Source organism: Actinokineospora auranticolor (assembly GCF_041897805.1).
Lineage (GTDB): Bacteria > Actinomycetota > Actinomycetes > Mycobacteriales > Pseudonocardiaceae > Actinokineospora > Actinokineospora auranticolor.
The window spans coordinates 7,853,691-7,874,768 of sequence record NZ_CP154825.1 but is presented as its reverse complement, the minus strand read 5'-3'; the positions used below and the strand labels follow the sequence as shown (position 1 = coordinate 7,874,768).

Here is a 21,078-nt window from a genome sequence, read left to right as displayed (position 1 = left end):
CCTACCTTCGGGTAACCTGCTGCCTCCCACCAGGTTGGAGCGTCATGACCACCACCGACACCCAGGAACCGGCCGACCCCGAGACCACCGCCGCCGACCCCGGTGCGCGGCCGTCCGGCAGGCGCGGGCCGAACCCGTTCGTGCTGGCGGCGCTCGTGCTCGTGGTGGTCGCGGGCGGGCTCGCGACCTGGTTCGGCGTCGGCTGGCTGCGCGCGGCCAACGACGACGACCTCGCGGTGGCGGGCGTGCGCGACGAGGTGTCCCGGGTCGGCGCCGCCGCGCTGGTCACCTTCACCAGCATCGACCACAACCGGCTCGACGAGGGCCTCGACCGCTGGGAGGGCGTGACCACCGGCCCCCTGCGCGACGAGGTCGTGCGCCGCCGCGCCGACACCCGCGCCGCCTTCGACCAGGCCAAGACGGTGGCCACCGGGACCATCCTCAAGTTCGCGGTCACCGAGCTGCGCGAACGCGAGGGCAAGGCCGTGGCGATCGCCGCGGTGATGGTGAACGTGGGGGTCGACGGCAAGCCGGGGGAGGGCAAGCAGATGCGCCTGCAGGTCGGGCTCGACCGCACCCCCGAGGGCTGGAAGCTCAGTTCCTTCGCCCCCGTCCAGAACGTCCCGGCCGGCTGAGGCGCGCGCCACCCAGCGCCGAGCCCAGCCCCGAGTCGAGGAGCCCACCGTGCCGACCCCGCCCCGCCGCCGCCCCGCCGGTCCACCCGCGCGCCGCCCCCGCGTCGCGGGCATCCGCAGGCCCGCCGGCCCCGGTAACCCGAACACCCCCGAGGCCGCCGATCCGACCGGTGCTCCCGAAGCCCCGGACACCGTCGCGACCCCCGAGCCCGCTCCCCAGCCGTTCCCCCGCGCGGACGAACCGGTCGAACCGGACCTCGAACCGGCGGCTGTCGAACCGCGCGCGGAGCAAGAAGAGATGGTGTCGACCGACGGCGTGATCGGCGCGGAACCCGTCGACGGCCTTGGTGACCAGGTCGAACCGGTCGACGAGGAGCCCGCGCGGCGGCCGTCGCCGCGGCCGAGCGGGAAGCACCGGGCCAGGTCGGAGCCGTACCCGGACACCTCCGGCCCCGAGCGCGCCGGACGCGCGCCGCGGTACGGGGCCACCGCCGAGCGGTCCCGATCGCGCGGGATCAACACCGCCATCGCGCTGGGGGTGCTCGCCCTGGGCCTGGCCGGGCTGGCGCTGTGGTTCAAGGGTGAGGCCGACTCGCTCACCGCGGGCGTCGACAGCGGGAACCGGGCCATCACGGACACGGCCGCGACCAGCGAGGTCATCGGCAAGCTCACCGTGGCCGTCGAGCGCACCCTGTCCTACGACTACGCGAACCTCGACGCCAGCGCCAACGCCGTGCGCGACACGCTGGTCGGCAGGGCCGTCTGCGAGTACGACAGCATCCTCGGCGAGCTGCGCAAGCTCGCCCCTGAGAAGAAGATCGTGCTGACCACCAAGGTCCGTAACCTCGGCGTCCAGCGGCTCGACGGCGACCGGGTCGACGCGCTGGTCTTCATCGACCAGACGACCACGCACGCCGCCGACGGCGCCACCACCGGCAGCGCGGCCATGTTCGGCCTCCGCGCGGAGCGCGTCGGGGGTGCCTGGAAGATCACCGACGTGGACTTCCTCGGCCAGCCCCTGGCCGACGGCAAAGCCCCCGCCACCTGCTGACCGCCGCCCGGCTAGCAGCGGTGTTTCCCCTGGTCAAGCCTTGATCGGTGAGGTCGCGAACACTGCTGCAAAAGTGGTCTGCTTCGCGTGGCATCTTGACTCCGGGACCCGGCGGGGTCAGGCTGTTACCCAGCACGTACTGAGCGGGAGGACCGAGTTGAGCGGCGGGCCTCGACAGTCGCCTCTATAGTGGCTAGACTGCCCCTTTGCGCTGCCCACTTTCCGCACGCCCTTTGCCAAGAGCTAGGATGTTGGGCACCACGGCACCCTTGACAGACGCGTTATAAGTCTTGCCGACGCGGCTGTCAACCGCTCATAGTCCTGGAAGGACGCATCTTGGCAGTCTCCCGCGCGACCAAGGCCACTGCTGCGACCAACTCCACCCCCTCGAACTCGGGCATCCCGGGCGCCCCGCGCCGGGTCTCCTTCGCGAAGATCCGCGAGCCCCTGGGCACCCCCAACCTGCTGGACCTGCAGATCCAGTCGTTCGAGTGGTTCACCGGCGCCGAGGCGTGGTTCCAGCGCCGCGTCGACGCAGGCGACGAGAACCCCGTCGGTGGCCTTGAGGAAGTCCTCAACGAGATCTCGCCGATCGAGGACTTCTCCGGTTCCATGTCGCTCTCCTTCTCCGACCCGCGCTTCGACGAGGTCAAGGCCTCGGTCGAGGAGTGCAAGGACAAGGACATGACCTACGCGGCGCCGCTGTTCGTCACCGCGGAGTTCACCAACAACACCACCGGCGAGATCAAGAGCCAGACCGTCTTCATGGGCGACTTCCCGGTGATGACGAACAAGGGCACGTTCGTCATCAACGGCACCGAGCGGGTCGTGGTCTCGCAGCTGGTGCGCTCCCCGGGCGTCTACTTCGACACCGCGATCGACAAGACCACCGACAAGGACGTCTTCAGCGTCAAGGTCATCCCGAGCCGCGGCGCGTGGCTGGAGTTCGACGTCGACAAGCGCGACACCGTCGGCGTGCGCATCGACCGCAAGCGCCGCCAGCCGGTCACCGTGCTGCTCAAGGCGCTCGGCTGGACCACCGAGGCCATCCGCGAGCGCTTCTCCTTCTCCGAGACGCTGATCGCGACCCTCGAGAAGGACCACACCGCGGGCACCGACGAGGCGCTGCTCGACATCTACCGCAAGCTGCGCCCGGGCGAGCCGCCGACCAAGGAGTCCGCGCAGACCCTGCTGGAGAACCTGTTCTTCAAGGACAAGCGCTACGACCTGGCCAAGGTCGGCCGCTACAAGGTCAACAAGAAGCTCGGCCTGCGGCTGCCCACCGACGTCGGCGTGCTCACCGAGGACGACATCGTCACCACCATCGAGTACCTGGTGCGCCTGCACGCCGGTGACACCACGATGACCGTGGGCAAGGGCGAGGACGCCGTCGAGGTGCCGGTCGAGGTCGACGACATCGACCACTTCGGCAACCGCCGCCTGCGCACCGTCGGCGAGCTGATCCAGAACCAGATCCGGGTCGGCCTCTCCCGCATGGAGCGCGTCGTCCGCGAGCGGATGACCACCCAGGACGTCGAGGCGATCACCCCGCAGACCCTGATCAACATCCGGCCCGTGGTGGCCGCGATCAAGGAGTTCTTCGGCACCTCGCAGCTCTCGCAGTTCATGGACCAGACCAACCCGGTCGCCGGTCTGACCCACAAGCGCCGCCTCTCGGCGCTGGGTCCCGGCGGTCTGTCCCGCGAGCGCGCGGGCATGGAGGTCCGCGACGTCCACCACAGCCACTACGGCCGCATGTGCCCGATCGAGACCCCGGAAGGCCCGAACATCGGCCTGATCGGCTCGCTGTCGAGCTACGCGCGGGTCAACCCGTTCGGCTTCATCGAGACGCCGTACCGCAAGGTCGTCGAGGGCCAGGTCACCGACCAGATCGACTACCTGACCGCGGACGAGGAGGACCGGCACGTCATCGCGCAGGCCAACGCGCCGCTCGACGACCAGAACCACTTCGCCGAGGAGCGCGTGCTCGTCCGCAAGAAGGGCGGGGACGTCGAGTTCATCGAGCCCTTCGACGTGGACTACATGGACGTCTCGCCGCGGCAGATGGTCTCGGTCGCCACCGCGATGATCCCGTTCCTCGAGCACGACGCGGCCAACCGCGCGCTCATGGGCGCGAACATGCAGCGCCAGGCCGTGCCGCTGCTGCGCAGCGAGTCCCCGCTGGTGGGCACCGGCATGGAGCTGCGCGCCGCGGTCGACGGCGGCGACCTGGTCGTCGCGGCCAAGGCCGGTGTGATCGAGGAGCTGTCCGCGGACTTCATCACCGTGATGGCCGACGACGGCACCCGCCAGACCTACGGCATGCACAAGTTCCGCCGCTCCAACCAGGGCACCTGCATCAACCAGAAGCCCATCGTCGGTGAGGGCGACCGGGTCGAGGCGGGTCAGGTCATCGCCGACGGGCCGTGCACCGAAGACGGCGAGATGGCCCTGGGCAAGAACCTGCTCGTGGCGATCATGCCGTGGGAGGGCCACAACTACGAGGACGCGATCATCCTGTCGCAGCGCCTCGTGCAGGACGACGTGCTCACCTCGATCCACATCGACGAGCACGAGATCGACGCGCGGGACACCAAGCTCGGCGCCGAGGAGATCACCCGGGACATCCCGAACGTCTCCGAGGAGGTCCTGGCGGACCTGGACGAGCGCGGCATCATCCGGATCGGCGCCGAGGTCGGCGCGGGCGACATCCTGGTCGGCAAGGTCACCCCGAAGGGCGAGACCGAGCTGACCCCGGAGGAGCGGCTGCTGCGCGCGATCTTCGGCGAGAAGGCCCGCGAGGTCCGCGACACCTCGCTGAAGGTGCCGCACGGCGAGACCGGCAAGGTCATCGGCATCCGGGTGTTCTCCCGCGAGGACGAGGACGAGCTGCCCCCCGGCGTCAACGAGCTGGTCCGGGTCTACGTGGCGCAGAAGCGCAAGATCCAGGACGGCGACAAGCTCGCGGGCCGCCACGGCAACAAGGGCGTCATCGGCAAGATCCTCCCCGTGGAGGACATGCCGTTCCTCGCCGACGGCACCCCCGTCGACGTCGTGCTGAACACCCACGGTGTGCCCCGACGGATGAACATCGGCCAGATCCTGGAGTCCCACCTCGGGTGGATCGCCAAGCAGGGCTGGCAGATCGAGGGCAACCCGGAGTGGGCGAGCATGCTCCCCGAGGACCTGCACGACGTGGAGCCCGACACGAACACCGCCACCCCGGTGTTCGACGGCGTCCGGGAGAACGAGCTGTCCGGCCTGCTGGCCTCGACCCGCCCCAACCGGGACGGCGAGCGCATGGTCAAGGAGGACGGCAAGGCGACGCTGTTCGACGGCCGCAGCGGCGAGCCGTACCCGTACCCGGTCTCGGTCGGCTACATGTACATCCTCAAGCTGCTGCACCTGGTCGACGACAAGATCCACGCCCGCTCGACCGGCCCGTACTCGATGATCACCCAGCAGCCGCTCGGCGGTAAGGCCCAGTTCGGTGGCCAGCGCTTCGGTGAGATGGAGTGCTGGGCGATGCAGGCCTACGGCGCGGCCTACACGCTGCAGGAACTGCTGACGATCAAGTCCGACGACGTGGTCGGCCGCGTGAAGGTCTACGAGGCCATCGTCAAGGGCGAGAACATCCCCGAGCCGGGCATCCCCGAGTCGTTCAAGGTGCTCCTCAAGGAGCTCCAGTCGCTGTGCCTGAACGTGGAGGTGCTGTCCAGCGACGGCGCCGCCATCGAGATGCGCGACGGGGACGACGAGGACCTGGAGCGCGCCGCCGCCAACCTGGGCATCAACCTGTCCCGCAACGAATCCCCGTCTGTGGACGACGTCGTCAATTGATCTCGCCACCCGCGCGGTGACCGGTTTCCGGTCACCGCGCGGGCACCATCCCCCATCACCAAGCTGTAAGCAAAGGGGAGAAGGAACTCCGCGTGCTGGACGTTAACTTCTTTGATGAGCTCCGCATCGGCCTCGCCACCGCCGATGACATCCGCCAGTGGTCGTTCGGCGAGGTCAAGAAGCCCGAAACCATCAACTACCGGACCCTGAAGCCGGAAAAGGATGGTCTGTTCTGCGAGAAGATCTTCGGTCCCACCCGGGACTGGGAGTGCTACTGCGGCAAGTACAAGCGCGTGCGCTTCAAGGGCATCATCTGTGAGCGCTGCGGCGTCGAGGTCACCCGCGCCAAGGTGCGCCGCGAGCGCATGGGCCACATCGAGCTGGCCGCGCCGGTCACCCACATCTGGTACTTCAAGGGCGTGCCGAGCCGCCTGGGCTACCTGCTGGACCTGGCGCCCAAGGACCTCGAGAAGATCATCTACTTCGCCGCGTACGTGATCACCACGGTGAACACCGAGCTGCGCCACAACGACCTCCCGACGCTCGAGTCGGAGATGAGCGTCGAGCGCCGCCAGGTGGAGAACAAGCGCGACGCCGACATCGAGGGCCGCGCCCAGAAGCTCGAGGCCGACCTGGCCCAGCTCGAGGCCGAAGGCGCCAAGAGCGACGTGCGCCGCAAGGTCAAGGAGGGCGGCGAGCGGGAGATGCGCCAGCTCCGCGACCGCGCCCAGCGCGAGCTGGACCGCCTCGACGAGATCTGGTCCACCTTCACCAAGCTCGACGTCAAGCAGCTCATCGCCGACGAACTGCTCTACCGCGAGCTGATCGACCGCTACGGCGACTACTTCACCGGCTCGATGGGCGCCGAGGCCATCCAGACCCTGGCCCGCGACTTCGACGTCGACGCCGAGGCGGACAACCTGCGGGAGACCATCCGCTCCGGCAAGGGCCAGAAGAAGCTGCGCGCGCTCAAGCGGCTCAAGGTCGTCGCGGCGTTCCAGGCCACCCGGAACTCGCCGATGGGCATGGTCCTCGACTGCGTCCCGGTGATCCCGCCGGACCTGCGGCCGATGGTCCAGCTCGACGGTGGCCGCTTCGCCACCTCGGACCTCAACGACCTGTACCGCCGCGTGATCAACCGCAACAACCGGTTGAAGCGGCTGATCGACCTCGGCGCGCCCGAGATCATCGTCAACAACGAGAAGCGGATGCTGCAGGAGGCCGTCGACGCGCTGTTCGACAACGGCCGCCGCGGCCGTCCGGTCACCGGCCCGGGCAACCGGCCGCTGAAGTCGCTGTCCGACCTCCTCAAGGGCAAGCAGGGCCGGTTCCGGCAGAACCTGCTCGGCAAGCGCGTCGACTACTCCGGCCGTTCGGTCATCGTGGTCGGCCCGCAGCTCAAGCTGCACCAGTGCGGCCTGCCCAAGGCGATGGCGCTCGAGCTGTTCAAGCCGTTCGTGATGAAGCGGCTGGTCGACCTCAACCACGCGCAGAACATCAAGTCCGCCAAGCGCATGGTCGAGCGCGCCCGCCCCGCCGTGTGGGACGTGCTGGAAGAGGTCATCACCGAGCACCCGGTGATGCTCAACCGCGCGCCCACCCTGCACCGACTCGGCATCCAGGCCTTCGAGCCGCAGCTGGTCGAGGGCAAGGCGATCCAGCTGCACCCGCTGGTCTGCGAGGCGTTCAACGCCGACTTCGACGGTGACCAGATGGCGGTGCACCTGCCGCTGTCGGCCGAGGCCCAGGCCGAGGCCCGGATCCTGATGCTGTCGTCGAACAACATCCTGTCCCCGGCGTCGGGTCGCCCGCTGGCGATGCCGCGTCTGGACATGGTCACCGGCCTCTACCACCTGACCCGCCCGAAGGCGGGCGGCCTGGGTGAGGGCCTGGCGTTCTCCTCGCCCGCCGAGGCGATCATGGCCTTCGACCGCAAGGTCATCGGCCTGCAGTCCGCGGTGAAGATCCGGATCTCGGACCGGTACCCGAGCCCGGAGATGCAGCCGGAGGAGTGGACCCCGGGCCAGCCGTGGCTGGCCGAGACCACCCTCGGCCGGGTGCTGTTCAACGAGCTGCTGCCGCCGGACTACCCGTTCATCAACGAGCCGATGCCGAAGAAGCGGCAGGCCGCGATCGTCAACGACCTCGCCGAGCGGTACCCGATGGTCACCGTGGCGCGGACGCTGGACAAGCTCAAGGACGCGGGCTTCTACTGGGCCACCCGCTCGGGCGTCACCATCGCCATCTCCGACGTCGTCGTGCCGCCCGCCAAGCAGGGCATCCTCGACGAGTACGAGAAGAAGGCCGACACCGTCGAGAAGCGCTACCAGCGCGGTCAGCTCTCCGCGTCGGAGCGCAACAACGAGCTGGTCAAGGTGTGGTCGAACGCGACCGAGGACGTCGCGCGCGCCATGGAGGAGAACTTCCCCGACGACAACCCGATCCCGACGATCGTGAAGTCCGGCGCGGCGGGCAACATGACCCAGATCCGCCAGCTCGCGGGCATGAACGGCCTGGTCACCAACCCGCGGGGCGAGTTCATCCCGCGGCCGATCAAGGCCAACTTCCGCGAGGGCCTGTCGGTGCTGGAGTACTTCATCGCCACGCACGGTGCCCGCAAGGGTCTGGCCGACACCGCGCTGCGCACCGCCGACTCGGGCTACCTGACCCGTCGTCTGGTGGACGTCTCGCAGGACGTCATCGTCCGCGAGGTCGACTGCGGCACCACGCGCGGCATCGTGATGAAGCTCGGCGAGCAGTTCGGCGAGAAGGTCGAGCGCGCCCAGTACGTCGAGACCGGCGTCTACGCGCGCTGCGTCGCCGACGAGGTCAAGGCGCCCAACGGCGAGGTCCTGCTCAACCGGGCCGACGACCTGGGCGACCCGGCGATCGAGAAGCTGCTCGACGCGGGCGTCACCAACGTCAAGGTGCGCTCCGTGCTCACCTGCGAGGCCCAGGTCGGCGTCTGCGCCACCTGCTACGGCCGCTCGATGGCGACCGGCCAGCTGGTCGACATCGGCGAGGCCGTCGGCATCGTGGCCGCGCAGTCCATCGGTGAGCCCGGCACGCAGCTGACCATGCGCACCTTCCAGCAGGGTGGCGTGGTCAACGACGACATCACCACGGGTCTGCCGCGTGTCCAGGAGCTCTTCGAGGCCCGCGTGCCCAAGGGCAAGGCGCCCATCGCCGACGTCGACGGCCGCGTCCGGATCGAGGACGGCGACCGGTTCTGGAAGATCACGCTGATCCCGGACGACGGCAGCGAGGAGATCATCTTCGAGAAGCTGTCCAAGCGCCAGCGGCTCGCGGCCACCCCGGACGGCCCGCTGTCCGACGGTGACCACGTGCTGGTCGGCCAGCAGCTCCTGGAGGGCACCCGGGACCCGCACGAGGTCCTGCGCGTGATGGGTCCCCGCGAGGCGCAGCTGCACCTGGTGGACGAGGTCCAGAAGGTGTACCGGGCCCAGGGTGTGTCGATCCACGACAAGCACATCGAGGTCATCGTCCGGCAGATGCTGCGCCGGGTCACGATCCTCGACAGCGGTGCGGCCGAGTTCCTGCCCGGCGCGCTCATCGAGCGGGCCGAGTTCGAGTCGGAGAACCGCCGCGTCGTGGCCGCCGGTGGCGAGCCCGCCTCCGGTCGCCCGGTGCTGATGGGTATCACCAAGGCGTCGCTGGCCACCGACTCGTGGCTCTCGGCCGCCTCCTTCCAGGAGACGACCCGGGTGCTCACCGACGCGGCCATCAACGGCCGCAGCGACAAGCTGGTGGGCCTCAAGGAGAACGTCATCATCGGTAAGTTGATCCCGGCCGGTACGGGCATCAACAAGTACCGCAACATCCAGGTCCAGCCGACCGAGGAGGCCCGGGTCGCCGCGTACGCGATCCCGTCCTACGACGACGGCTACTACACCCCGGATGTCTTCGGTACCGGCACCGGTGCCGCGGTTCCGCTGGACGACTACGACTTCGGCCGCGACTACCGCTGACCCACCGCGGTCGTTCCACCGGGATGGCCCCGGGAGCCCCACGGCTCCCGGGGCCATCCCCGTTCGCCGGGCCGAAATATGTGCTGGGGGCGGTAGGCGCGGGAGCGGGGCTGGGCCGTACGACTGGCTGTGGACACTCGGGCGGCTCGTCGCCGCCGTTTTCGTCTGTGTTGTCGTGGTTCTGGCCGGTTTCGCGGATGCCGTGGACCTGGCGGTCTACCGGGCCGGTGGCGAGGTGGTGCTGCGCGGGGGTGACCTCTACGGCAACCCCGTCTGGCAGGACCTCCGCTTCACCTACCCGCCCTTCTCCGCGATCGTCTTCACACCGCTGGCCCTGGTCCCGCTCACCGCGGCGAAGGTCCTGGTGGTCGCGGTCAACGGCGCGCTGCTCCTCTTCGCCGTCCACCGCGCGTGCCGTGCGGTGCGGCTCCGGGCCGTGCTGCCGATCGCGGCCGTCGTGCTGCTGACCGAGGCCGTGCACGCCAGCGTCTACGTCGGGCAGATCAACCTGCTCCTGCTCGCCCTGGTCCTGGTCGACGTCACCGGCCGGGGGCGCGGTATCGGCATCGGGTTGGCCGCGGGCCTGAAGCTGACCCCGCTGATCTTCGTCGGCTACCTGGTGGCCGTGCGCCGGTTCCGGGACGCGGCGGTGGCCGCGCTGGTCGCCACGAGCACGGTCGTGGCGGGCTTCCTCGTCCGCCCGGCCGATTCCGCGAACTACTGGCTCAAAGGGGCGTTCGCGGACACCGGCCGCATCTACGCCGACCTGACCTCGCCGCACAACCAGTCCCTGCGCGGGATGCTGCTGCGCGCGGGGTTCGAGCCCTGGGTGTGGGCCGTGACCGCCTGCGTCCTCGGCGCCGCGGCGCTGCTGGTCGCGGCGCTGGTCACCCGCCGCGGTGAGCGCCTGCTCGGTGCCACGGTCGTCGGGCTCGCGGGTGCCGCGGTGTCGCCTTGGTCGTGGGGGCACCACTGGGTTTGGGTCGTCCCGCTGACCGCGGTGGTGGTCGACCGGGTTTTCCGCCGTCGTGAACGGATCTGGGTGGTGCCGGGCGCGCTGCTGGTCGGCACGTTCCCCTGGGTCCTGGCGTTGGCCGACCCGCCGGACGGGAGCGGTCCGGCGGCGCTGACCGGCGGCCCGCTGCGGTTCGTGGTCGGGAACCTGTACCTGCTGCTGTTCCTGGCCGTGCTCGGCGCGGCGGCGGGGGGACGCGCCGCCGATCGGCTGCGCCACCCGGTGCAGACCACTCATCCCGTGGACCCACGACGGCCGTTCGCTCCCGCTCAGCCCACCCCGCTGCGCCGGACCCGGCGTGTCACCCGTCTGGCCGCGTTCGGACTCGATTGGCCTCCGATACGTTGCAGGCCAACGGTTTCGGCGGTCGCGTCGGGAGGCTCCGTGCTCGGTAGAATCGCAGCGGTCGCCCTACTCCTGTGTTTAGCCCTGCCCGGACTGGCGAGCGCGGAACCCGCGTCGCCCGCCGCGCGCGTCCTGTCCCCGGCGGACAACACACTCGTGCAGACCGGGGTACCGGTCACCCTGCGCGGTGAGTCGACCGGCGTCGGCGCCGACGGGGTCAAGTACACCGAGATCTCGTTGCACGACAACGACCACTTCGTGGTGATCGCGGGCGCGGGCGAGACCTCGTGGCAGTACACGATCACCCCAGCCGACTGGCAGATCGGCTCGCTGCGGGTGTGGACGCGCGTGGTCACCGACAACTGGGTCAGCACCACCAGCATCGCCCTCAACCTGCGGATCACCGACGGCACGCGGCCCGCCGTGACCTGCCCCTGCACGTTCAACCCGCCCGCGGCCCCCGACCGCTCCCGTCTCTACACCGAGCGGGAGCCCCTCGAACTCGGGTTCCGGTTCTTCACCGACCGCCCCGGCACCGTCACGGGCGTCAAGCTGGCCGACGCGGCACCGCTCGAACCCGGCACCACCGCGCGCCTGTGGGGGCCGCGCGGGCTGCTGGCCGAGACGTCCGACACCGGCGCCTTCCCCCGGCTCGACTTCGCCCGGCCGGTACCCGTCGACTCGCACACCGACTACGTCGTCTCGTACACGGCCCCGACCGGCACCTACTTCGCCACACCCGCGTACTTCACCGGCCCGGTCGGCAACCCGCCGATCATCGCCGGGTACGACAACTTCCAACCGTTCCCGTACGGCGCCCCCGGCCTCTACGGCCCCGCGCGGGCACGGCCCGACCAGACCTACAACGGCGCCAACTACTGGGTCTCGCCGGTCTTCGAGCCAACCGGCTGACCCGGTCCAACCAAGCGGAGGCCCCCTTGCCGCGCAAGCTGGCCGCGGTGCTCCTCGGGCTGCTCCTGTTCCCCGTGGTGGCCGCGAGCGCCCGGTCCACGCCCGACACGGGGAAACCGGACCCGAGCGTGACGACGGGGGTCGTGCGGTCCACCATCGCGCTGCCGCTGGCCGACGACGTCCTGCCGGTCGGCGTCCCGGTCCTGTTCGCGGGCGAGGCCAGCTACGACGGCCCGGTCGCCAAGCGCGTCACCGCCGTCGACATCTCCTTCGACGCCGGGCGGACCTGGCTGCGCGCGCAGGGCACGGGCCCGTGGAGCATCGAGCACGCCTTCACCGCCCCCGGCGCCCGCTCGGTCATCTCCCGCGCGACGGCCGAGGACGAGGTCGAGGTCTGGCAGACCGCGCTGCCGCTGCACGCGGGCACCGGGCCGCTGCCGAAGTTGGCCTGCGAGCGCTGCGAGTTCTGGCAGCCGAACCGCGGCGACACCCGCTACCTGCGCATCGACGACGACCCGCGGCCGGTGGAACTGGGCATCCGGTTCGCCGTGGACCGGCCCGGCCACATCACCGGCGTGCTGGGCTACAACTTCTACGACCAGGGCCGGGGCGAGCGCGTCGGTAGGCTCTGGTCGGCCGACGGCAAGCTGCTCGCGGAAGCCGGGCCCGCCACCTGGTTCAGCAACGAGTTCACCTTCGACACACCGGTTCCCGTCCGACCCGGACAGACCTATGTGGCCTCGTACTACACGCCCTACGGCCGCTACCCGGTCACCGCGCGCCACTTCACCGCGACCACCGTCCGCGCCCCCTTCATCACGAGGCCCAACGCGGGCGTGTACCGCTACGCCGACGAAGGACCCGTCCCGGAGAGCGGTGGCTTCCCGGACAAGTCGTTCGAGGCCAGCTACTACTGGACGATCCCGATCTTCGCGCCGACCCGGTAGTCCGACGTCCGTTCACCGGCGGGACCGCGCCCCGTCCGCTGTGCCTCGCTCGGCGGATCCGCACCCGCTCCGGCGCGCCTGCGCGCGGGGCTCGTCGGCCGCCTGCGCGGTGCGCGGGAGCGGCGCGCGGGGAATCTTCCGCGTCCCACCTGCGTTGATGGTCTGTGTCACCCCAAGAGGTGGTGACCTTCGCTCGTTCGGGTCGAGCTCGCCCGGCCGTTGTCGGGTACCCCCGTTTTGACCACTGGGACGCAGCCACGGTATCTTTGCTACTCGTGCCCGACCCATGTCGGGTCGGTCCGTGTGCCTGTGCCGCGCGGTTCGCTTCGGCGGGGTCGTTCAACCGACCTTCGCGGAGTGGACTCCTGCCAGTCACGCCGGAGTTCCTCCCGAACCCCGTTGGGATGATTCTCTTCCCCGCGCGGGTGCCGCGAGATCGGGCGACACGCCCGACCTCGGGGGGCGGGCGGAAGAGCAGGAACGCAAGTACACAGAGCCTTCGGCGCCCCGCGGGTGTCGAGAGTGAAAGAGAAAGCCGGTCTATGCCCACGATCCAGCAGCTGGTCCGCAAGGGCCGCCAGGACAAGGTCGCCAAGCAGAAGACTGCGGCTCTCAAGGGGAGCCCGCAGCGGCGTGGCGTGTGCACCCGCGTGTACACCACCACCCCGAAGAAGCCGAACTCCGCGCTCCGCAAGGTCGCTCGCGTCAAGCTGACCAGCGGTATCGAGGTCACGGCCTACATCCCTGGCGAGGGCCACAACCTGCAGGAGCACTCGATGGTGCTCGTGCGCGGTGGTCGAGTGAAGGACCTCCCGGGTGTCCGCTACAAGGTCATCCGCGGCTCGCTGGACACGCAGGGCGTGAAGAACCGCAAGCAGGCCCGCAGCCACTACGGCGCGAAGAAGGAGAAGAGCTGACATGCCCCGTAAGGGACCGGCCCCGAAGCGGCCGCTGATCTCCGACCCGGTGTACAGCTCGCCGCTGGTCACCCAGCTGATCAACAAGGTGCTCAAGGACGGCAAGCGCTCCGTCGCCGAGCGGATCGTCTACGGCGCCCTCGAGGGTGCCCGCGACAAGACCGGCACCGACCCGGTCGTGACGCTCAAGCGCGCGCTCGACAACGTGAAGCCCACCATCGAGGTGAAGAGCCGCCGCGTCGGTGGCGCCACCTACCAGGTGCCGATCGAGGTCAAGCCGGGTCGCTCCACCACCCTGGCGCTGCGCTGGCTCGTCTCCTTCTCCCAGGCCCGCCGCGAGAAGACCATGATCGAGCGGCTGATGAACGAACTCCTCGACGCCTCGAACGGCCTTGGCGCCTCCGTCAAGCGCCGCGAGGACACCCACAAGATGGCCGAGTCCAACAAGGCCTTCGCCCACTACCGCTGGTGAGCACGGGTCCCGGCCGACCCGGCCGGGACCCCAGCGGCGCCGTAGCTCAAGGACAGGGGAAGAACCCGTGGCACTCGACGTGCTGACCGACCTGGCCAAGGTCCGCAACATCGGGATCATGGCTCACATCGACGCGGGCAAGACCACGACGACCGAGCGGATCCTCTTCTACACCGGGATCAGCTACAAGATCGGCGAGGTGCACGACGGCGCCGCGGTCATGGACTGGATGGAGCAGGAGCAGGAGCGGGGGATCACCATCACCTCCGCCGCCACCACCTGCTTCTGGAAAGACCACCAGATCAACATCATCGACACCCCCGGGCACGTCGACTTCACCGTCGAGGTGGAGCGGTCGCTGCGGGTGCTCGACGGTGCTGTCGCCGTCTTCGACGGCAAGGAGGGCGTCGAGCCCCAGTCCGAGCAGGTGTGGCGCCAGGCCACCAAGTACGACGTGCCGCGCATCTGCTTCGTCAACAAGATGGACAAGCTCGGCGCCGACTTCTACTTCACCGTGCGCACCATCTCGGAGCGCCTCGGCGCCAAACCGCTGCCGCTGCAGCTGCCGATCGGCAGCGAGTCCGACTTCATCGGTGTCGTCGACCTGGTGGAGATGCGGGCGCTGACCTGGCGCGGTGAGGTCAAGAAGGGCGAGGACTACGCCGTCGAGGAGATTCCCGCGGATCTGGCCGAGAAGGCCGCCGAGTACCGCGAGGCGCTCATCGAGGCCGTCGCCGAGACCGACGACGCGCTCATGGAGCTCTACCTCGGTGGCGAGGAGCTGTCGGTCGAGCAGATCAAGGCGGGCATCCGCAAGATCGTGAACGACCGCTCGGCGTACCCGGTGCTCTGCGGCTCGGCGTTCAAGAACAAGGGCGTGCAGCCCATGCTCGACGCCGTGATCGACTACCTGCCCGCCCCGCTGGACGTGCCGCCGGTCGAGGGCACCCTGCAGGACGGCGAGACCAAGGTGACCCGCGCGCCGAGCAAGGACGAGCCGTTCTCCGGCCTGGCCTTCAAGATCGCGGTCCACCCGTTCTTCGGCAAGCTGACCTATGTCCGGGTCTACTCGGGCCGGGTCGCCTCCGGGTCCCAGGTCATCAACTCGACCAAGGACCGCAAGGAGCGCATCGGGAAGCTCTTCCAGATGCACGCCAACAAGGAGAACCCGGTCGACGAGGCCATCGCCGGTCACATCTACGCGGTCATCGGGCTCAAGGACACCACCACCGGTGAGACCCTGTGCGACCCGGCGAACCCGATCGTGCTGGAGTCGATGACCTTCCCGGACCCGGTCATCCAGGTCGCCATCGAGCCCAAGACCAAGGCCGACCAGGAGAAGCTGGGCACCGCGATCCAGAAGCTGGCCGAGGAGGACCCCACCTTCAAGGTCAACCTGGACCAGGAGACCGGCCAGACCATCATCGCGGGCATGGGCGAGCTCCACCTGGACATCCTGGTGGACCGCATGCGCCGCGAGTTCAAGGTCGAGGCCAACATCGGCAAGCCGCAGGTGGCCTACCGCGAGACCATCCGCAAGACGGTCGAGAAGCTGGACTACACCCACAAGAAGCAGACGGGTGGCTCCGGCCAGTTCGCGAAGGTCGTCATCAAGCTGGAGCCGCTGGCCAGCACGGACGGCGCGCTCTACGAGTTCGACAACGCGGTCACGGGTGGTCGCGTCCCGAGGGAGTACATCCCCTCGGTCGACGCCGGTGCGCAGGACGCCATGCAGTACGGTGTGCTCGCCGGATACCCGCTGGTCGGGTTGAAGCTGACGCTGCTCGACGGTGCCTACCACGAGGTCGACTCCTCCGAGATGGCGTTCAAGGTCGCCGGTTCCATGGCGCTCAAGGAGGCCGCCCGCAAGGCGAGCCCCGTGATCCTGGAACCGCTGATGGCGGTCGAGGTGACCACGCCCGAGGACTACATGGGCGACGTCATCGGCGACCTGAACTCCCGCCGCGGCCAGATCCAGGCCATGGAGGAGCGCAGCGGTGCCCGCGTCGTCAAGGCGCTGGTCCCGCTGTCGGAGATGTTCGGGTACGTGGGCGACCTGCGGTCGAAGACCCAGGGTCGGGCCAACTACTCGATGGTGTTCGACTCCTACGCAGAGGTTCCCGCGAACGTCTCGAAGGAGATCATCGCCAAGGCAACGGGGGAGTAGTCCCCTACCCGCGTGAGGCGGGGCCACCCGGCCCCGCTGCCCGCACAGACCCAGATAGCCGCTCCCGGGCAGGCCGGATAATGTCCGACTCGGGTAGCGGAGAAAAGCAAATCCAGTCCAGGAGGACAGTCCAGTGGCGAAGGCCAAGTTCGAGCGGACCAAGCCGCACGTCAACATCGGCACCATTGGTCACATCGACCATGGCAAGACCACGCTGACCGCGGCCATCTCCAAGGTCCTGCACGACAAGTACCCCGACCTGAACCCCTTCACGCCGTTCGACGAGATCGACAAGGCGCCGGAGGAGAAGCAGCGCGGCATCACCATCTCCATCGCGCACATCGAGTACCAGACGGAGAAGCGCCACTACGCGCACGTCGACTGCCCGGGTCACGCGGACTACGTCAAGAACATGATCACCGGTGCGGCGCAGATGGACGGCGCCATCCTGGTGGTCGCCGCGACCGACGGCCCGATGCCGCAGACGCGTGAGCACGTGCTGCTCGCCCGCCAGGTCGGCGTGCCGTACATCGTCGTCGCCCTGAACAAGGCCGACATGGTGGACGACGAGGAGATCCTGGAGCTCGTCGAGCTCGAGGTCCGCGAGCTGCTCTCCGCCCAGGAGTTCCCGGGCGACGACCTGCCGGTCGTGCGCGTCTCCGCGCTCAAGGCCCTCGAGGGCGACGCCGAGTGGGGCGCCCGCCTGATCGAGCTCATGGACGCGGTCGACGAGGCCATCCCGGAGCCGGAGCGCGAGACCGACAAGCCCTTCCTCATGCCCGTTGAGGATGTCTTCACGATCACCGGCCGCGGCACCGTCGCGACCGGCCGGATCGAGCGCGGCATCATCAACGTCAACGAGGAGGTCGAGATCGTCGGCATCCGCGAGAAGGCGCAGAAGACCACCGTCACCGGTGTCGAGATGTTCCGCAAGCTGCTCGACCAGGGCCAGGCGGGCGACAACGTCGGCCTCCTGCTCCGCGGCATCAAGCGCGAGGACATCGAGCGCGGCCAGGTCATCGTGAAGCCGGGCACCACGACCCCGCACACCGACTTCGAGGCCCAGGTCGTCATCCTGAGCAAGGACGAGGGCGGCCGTCACACCCCGTTCTTCAACAACTACCGCCCGCAGTTCTACTTCCGCACCACCGACGTGACCGGCGTCGTGACCCTCCCCGAGGGCACCGAGATGGTCATGCCGGGCGACAGCACGGGCATGACCGTCGCGCTGATCCAGCCCATCGCGATGGACGAGGGTCTGCGCTTCGCGATCCGCGAGGGTGGCCGCACCGTCGGCGCGGGCCGGGTCGTCAAGATCATCAAGTAGTTCCCATCGGGGGGTCGGACCACGGGTCCGACCCCCCGATTTGGATCGCCACGAGAGCGTGTGGCATCCTTTATGGGTTGCTCGTCGCGGGGCGGCCGGTGAAGCTCTTTTCCCGGCCGCCTCCGCGTGAGAGCTGGGACTCCTTAGCGGGGGTTCCTCCAAGACAGACGATGCGCGGCTAGCCCAAGGATTTCGTCCAAGGGACCGCCATGAGGGTACGGCGCGACACGCCCGACCTCGTGGACCGGGAGCCGGTGGATCGCAGCATGTGAACAGGGAAGCGGCGCGGTCCGGCCTGACATAGGTCTGCCGACATCGCAACGAACTAGAGGAACGGCAAGCCACCATGGCGGGACAGAAGATCCGCATCCGGCTCAAGGCCTACGACCACGAGGCGATCGACGCGTCCGCGCGCAAGATCGTGGAGACCGTGACGCGCACTGGCGCGCGGGTCGTGGGGCCGGTGCCGCTGCCCACGGAGAAGAACGTCTACTGCGTCATCCGCTCGCCGCACAAGTACAAGGACTCGCGCGAGCACTTCGAGATGCGTACGCACAAGCGTCTGATCGACATCCTCGACCCCACGCCGAAGACGGTGGACGCGCTCATGCGCATCGACCTGCCGGCGAGTGTCGACGTCAACATCCAGTAAGTGCGGCGCTGAGCGGCGGAGAGAAACACAGTCATGTCTGACAGGCAGATGAAGGGAATCCTGGGCACGAAGCTCGGGATGACCCAGGTCTTCGACGAGAACAACCGGATCGTTCCGGTCACCGTCGTCAAGGCGGGGCCCAACGTGGTCACGCAGGTGCGCAAGGCCGACAACGACGGCTACGTCGCCGTGCAGCTCGCCTACGGCGCCATCGACCCGCGCAAGGTGAACAAGCCCGAGTCCGGGCACTTCGCCAAGGCCGGTGTCACCCCGCGCCGCTTCCTCGCCGAGCTGCGCACCTCCGACGCCGAGACCTACGAGGTCGGCCAGGAGATCACCGCCGAGGTGTTCGAGGCGGGCCAGGTCGTGGACGCGACCGGCACCACCAAGGGCAAGGGCACCGCGGGTGTCATGAAGCGGCACGGCTTCAAGGGTCTGGGCGCCTCGCACGGCACCCAGCGCAAGCACCGCTCCCCGGGCTCCATCGGCGGTTGCGCCACCCCCGGTCGCGTGTTCAAGGGCCTGCGCATGGCGGGTCGCATGGGCAACGTCCGGGTCACCACCCAGAACCTGAAGGTGCACCGGGTCGACGCCGACTCCGGCCTGATCCTGATCAAGGGTGCCGTCCCCGGCCCCAAGGGCGGTCTGGTGTTCCTCAAGACCGCTGCGAAGGGCGGTGCCTGAGATGACCAGCGTTGACATCAAGGCCCCCGGTGGCAAGACCGACGGTTCGGTCGACCTGCCCGCCGAGATCTTCGACGTGCAGGCCAACGTCCCGCTGATGCACCAGGTCGTCGTGGCCCAGCTCGCGGCCGCGCGCCAGGGCACGCACTCGACCAAGACCCGCGGTGAGGTCTCCGGTGGCGGCAAGAAGCCGTACCGGCAGAAGGGCACCGGCCGCGCCCGCCAGGGCTCGACCCGCGCGCCGCAGTTCGTCGGCGGTGGCGTCGTGCACGGCCCGCAGCCGCGCGACTACTCGCAGCGGACGCCCAAGAAGATGAAGGCCGCCGCGCTGCGCGGTGCGCTCTCCGACCGGGCCCGCGCGGGCCAGGTGCACGTGGTGACCGCCCTGATCGACGGCGACACCCCGTCCACCAAGACCGCGCGCCAGCTGCTGGAGTCGGTCACCGCGGCCAAGCGCCTGCTGCTGGTGCTCACCCGCGACGAGGACGTCGCCTGGGTGTCGGTGCGCAACCTGCCGCACGTGCACGTGATCGCGCCCGACCAGCTCAACACCTACGACGTGCTGGTCAACGACGACGTGGTGTTCACCAAGGCCGCCCTGGACGACTTCCTGTCCCGGCCGGTGAAGGTCGCCAAGGCCAAGGCGAGCTCGGCCGAGGTTTCGGAGGAGGACAAGTGATCCCCGACCCCCGCGACATCCTTCTCGCGCCGGTGATCTCCGAGAAGTCCTACGGGCTCCTCGAGGAGAACAAGTACACCTTCGTGGTGCACCCGAGCGCCAACAAGACCGCGATCAAGATCGCCGTGGAGAAGGTTTTCGGCGTCAAGGTCGTCAGCGTCAACACGCTGAACCGCAACGGCAAGCGCAAGCGCACCCGCACCGGGTACGGCAAGCGCAAGGACACCAAGCGGGCAATCGTGACGCTGTCCGCCGAGAGCAAGCCGATCGAGATCTTCGGCGGCCCGGCCGCGTAAGGGACTGAGCAGACATGGGTATCCGCAAGTACAAGCCGACGACCCCCGGTCGTCGCGGCGCCAGTGTCTCGGACTTCGCCGAGATCACCCGGTCGACGCCGGAGAAGTCGCTGATCCGCCCGCTGCACGGGCGCGGCGGCCGCAACGCGCACGGCAAGATCACCACCCGGCACAAGGGTGGCGGTCACAAGCGCGCGTACCGGCTGATCGACTTCCGGCGCAACGACAAGGACGGCGTTCCGGCCAAGGTCGCGCACATCGAGTACGACCCCAACCGCACCGCGCGCATCGCGCTGCTGCACTACGCCGACGGCGAGAAGCGCTACATCATCGCGCCGAACAAGCTGCAGCAGGGCGACCCGATTGAGAACGGCCCCCGCGCCGACATCAAGCCGGGCAACAACCTGCCGCTGCGCAACATCCCCGTCGGTACCGTGATCCACGCGATCGAGCTCCGCCCCGGTGGCGGCGCCAAGATCGCCCGGTCCGCGGGCGCCAGCGTGCAGCTCGTCGCGAAGGACGGCCCCTACGCCCAGCTGCGGATGCCCTCGGGCGAGATCCGCAACGTGGACGTGCGCTGCCGCGCCACCGTCGGTGAGGTCGGCAACGCCGAGCACTCCAACATCAACTGGGGCAAGGCGGGCCGCATGCGGTGGAAGGGCAAGCGCCCGACCGTCCGCGGTGTCGCGATGAACCCGGTCGACCACCCGCACGGTGGTGGTGAGGGCAAGACCTCCGGTGGTCGCCACCCGGTGAACCCGGCCGGTAAGCCCGAAGGCCGCACCCGCCGCCGCAAGGCGAGTGACAAGTTGATCGTCCGCCGCCGCCGTACCGGCAAGAAGCGCTGAGCAGGGAGGTAGAAGACAATGCCACGCAGCCTGAAGAAGGGCCCGTTCGTGGACGACCACCTGCTCAAGAAGGTGGACGCGCTCAACGACTCGGGTAAGAAGACCGTCATCAAGACCTGGTCCCGCCGGTCCACGATCACCCCGGACATGCTGGGTCACACCATCGCGGTGCACGACGGCCGCAAGCACGTCCCGGTGTTCGTCTCCGAGGCCATGGTGGGTCACAAGCTGGGCGAGTTCGCCCCGACCCGCACGTTCAAGGGCCACGTCAAGGACGACCGCAAGGCCCGTCGCCGCTAGTC

16 protein-coding genes are annotated in these 21,078 nt (G+C 69.1%); all 16 read left to right on the top strand.

Annotated features, from left to right (window positions below; all coding sequences use genetic code 11):
* Positions 1 to 44 precede the first annotated feature (44 nt).
* The 16 genes from V5P93_RS34395 to rpsS all read left to right on the top strand — a co-directional run bounded on the left by V5P93_RS34395 (position 45) and on the right by rpsS (position 21,076).
* Entirely contained in the window at positions 45 to 635 is a 591-nt protein-coding gene (locus tag V5P93_RS34395; RefSeq protein WP_104477961.1) for a nuclear transport factor 2 family protein, read from the top strand.
* 49 nt (positions 636 to 684) lie between these two features.
* Positions 685 to 1,686 (top strand): hypothetical protein, encoded by a 1,002-nt coding sequence (locus V5P93_RS34390; protein WP_104477962.1) that lies wholly within the window; start codon positions 685 to 687, stop codon positions 1,684 to 1,686.
* A gap of 336 nt (positions 1,687 to 2,022) precedes the next feature.
* Positions 2,023 to 5,526, top strand: a complete 3,504-nt coding sequence (locus tag V5P93_RS34385; protein ID WP_104477963.1) for a DNA-directed RNA polymerase subunit beta — start codon at positions 2,023 to 2,025, stop codon at positions 5,524 to 5,526.
* 92 nt (positions 5,527 to 5,618) lie between these two features.
* On the top strand, positions 5,619 to 9,515 hold the full coding sequence (locus tag V5P93_RS34380; protein ID WP_104477964.1) for a DNA-directed RNA polymerase subunit beta': 3,897 nt from the start codon (positions 5,619 to 5,621) through the stop codon (positions 9,513 to 9,515).
* Positions 9,516 to 9,690: 175 nt separating this feature from the next.
* Positions 9,691 to 11,787: a glycosyltransferase 87 family protein gene (locus V5P93_RS34375; protein WP_181043358.1), complete on the top strand. Its 2,097-nt coding sequence runs from the start codon at positions 9,691 to 9,693 to the stop codon at positions 11,785 to 11,787.
* Positions 11,788 to 11,813: 26 nt separating this feature from the next.
* Positions 11,814 to 12,734, top strand: a complete 921-nt coding sequence (locus V5P93_RS34370) for a DUF4082 domain-containing protein (RefSeq protein WP_181043359.1) — start codon at positions 11,814 to 11,816, stop codon at positions 12,732 to 12,734.
* 542 nt (positions 12,735 to 13,276) lie between these two features.
* Complete coding sequence (rpsL, locus tag V5P93_RS34365; protein ID WP_104477967.1) at positions 13,277 to 13,651, top strand: 30S ribosomal protein S12; 375 nt, start codon at positions 13,277 to 13,279, stop codon at positions 13,649 to 13,651.
* A 1-nt stretch (position 13,652) separates the two neighbouring features.
* Entirely contained in the window at positions 13,653 to 14,123 is a 471-nt protein-coding gene (rpsG, locus tag V5P93_RS34360; protein WP_018682836.1) for a 30S ribosomal protein S7, read from the top strand.
* Positions 14,124 to 14,190: 67 nt separating this feature from the next.
* The gene (gene fusA, locus V5P93_RS34355; protein ID WP_104477968.1) at positions 14,191 to 16,290 is read left to right on the top strand and encodes an elongation factor G; all 2,100 of its coding nucleotides are present in this window, start codon (positions 14,191 to 14,193) and stop codon (positions 16,288 to 16,290) included.
* A 133-nt stretch (positions 16,291 to 16,423) separates the two neighbouring features.
* Entirely contained in the window at positions 16,424 to 17,617 is a 1,194-nt protein-coding gene (gene tuf, locus V5P93_RS34350; protein ID WP_104477969.1) for an elongation factor Tu, read from the top strand.
* Positions 17,618 to 17,963: 346 nt separating this feature from the next.
* Positions 17,964 to 18,269: a 30S ribosomal protein S10 gene (rpsJ, locus tag V5P93_RS34345; RefSeq protein ID WP_003938093.1), complete on the top strand. Its 306-nt coding sequence runs from the start codon at positions 17,964 to 17,966 to the stop codon at positions 18,267 to 18,269.
* A gap of 33 nt (positions 18,270 to 18,302) precedes the next feature.
* On the top strand, positions 18,303 to 18,953 hold the full coding sequence (rplC, locus tag V5P93_RS34340) for a 50S ribosomal protein L3 (protein ID WP_104477970.1): 651 nt from the start codon (positions 18,303 to 18,305) through the stop codon (positions 18,951 to 18,953).
* Position 18,954: 1 nt separating this feature from the next.
* Positions 18,955 to 19,632, top strand: a complete 678-nt coding sequence (rplD, locus tag V5P93_RS34335) for a 50S ribosomal protein L4 (RefSeq protein ID WP_104477971.1) — start codon at positions 18,955 to 18,957, stop codon at positions 19,630 to 19,632.
* Positions 19,629 to 19,928 carry a 50S ribosomal protein L23 gene (gene rplW, locus V5P93_RS34330; protein ID WP_104477972.1) on the top strand — a complete coding sequence of 100 codons (300 nt, stop codon included), beginning with the start codon at positions 19,629 to 19,631 and terminating at the stop codon, positions 19,926 to 19,928. Before rplD ends, rplW begins: the two co-directional genes overlap by 4 nt.
* Positions 19,929 to 19,942: 14 nt before the next feature.
* Complete coding sequence (gene rplB, locus V5P93_RS34325) at positions 19,943 to 20,776, top strand: 50S ribosomal protein L2 (protein ID WP_104477973.1); 834 nt, start codon at positions 19,943 to 19,945, stop codon at positions 20,774 to 20,776.
* An 18-nt stretch (positions 20,777 to 20,794) separates the two neighbouring features.
* A complete protein-coding gene (gene rpsS / locus V5P93_RS34320; protein WP_104477974.1) occupies positions 20,795 to 21,076 on the top strand; it encodes a 30S ribosomal protein S19 in 282 nt (93 codons plus the stop codon).
* The last annotated feature ends 2 nt before the right edge of the window (positions 21,077 to 21,078 follow it).

Coding starts and splice junctions, on each gene's coding strand:
- V5P93_RS34395 (WP_104477961.1), top strand. CDS start 45: ATGACCACCACCGACACCCAGGAACCGGCCGACCCCGAGACCACCGCC.
- rpsL (WP_104477967.1), top strand. CDS start 13,277: ATGCCCACGATCCAGCAGCTGGTCCGCAAGGGCCGCCAGGACAAGGTC.
- rpsG (WP_018682836.1), top strand. CDS start 13,653: ATGCCCCGTAAGGGACCGGCCCCGAAGCGGCCGCTGATCTCCGACCCG.
- rplD (WP_104477971.1), top strand. CDS start 18,955: ATGACCAGCGTTGACATCAAGGCCCCCGGTGGCAAGACCGACGGTTCG.
- rpsJ (WP_003938093.1), top strand. CDS start 17,964: ATGGCGGGACAGAAGATCCGCATCCGGCTCAAGGCCTACGACCACGAG.
- rplC (WP_104477970.1), top strand. CDS start 18,303: ATGTCTGACAGGCAGATGAAGGGAATCCTGGGCACGAAGCTCGGGATG.
- rplB (WP_104477973.1), top strand. CDS start 19,943: ATGGGTATCCGCAAGTACAAGCCGACGACCCCCGGTCGTCGCGGCGCC.
- rpsS (WP_104477974.1), top strand. CDS start 20,795: ATGCCACGCAGCCTGAAGAAGGGCCCGTTCGTGGACGACCACCTGCTC.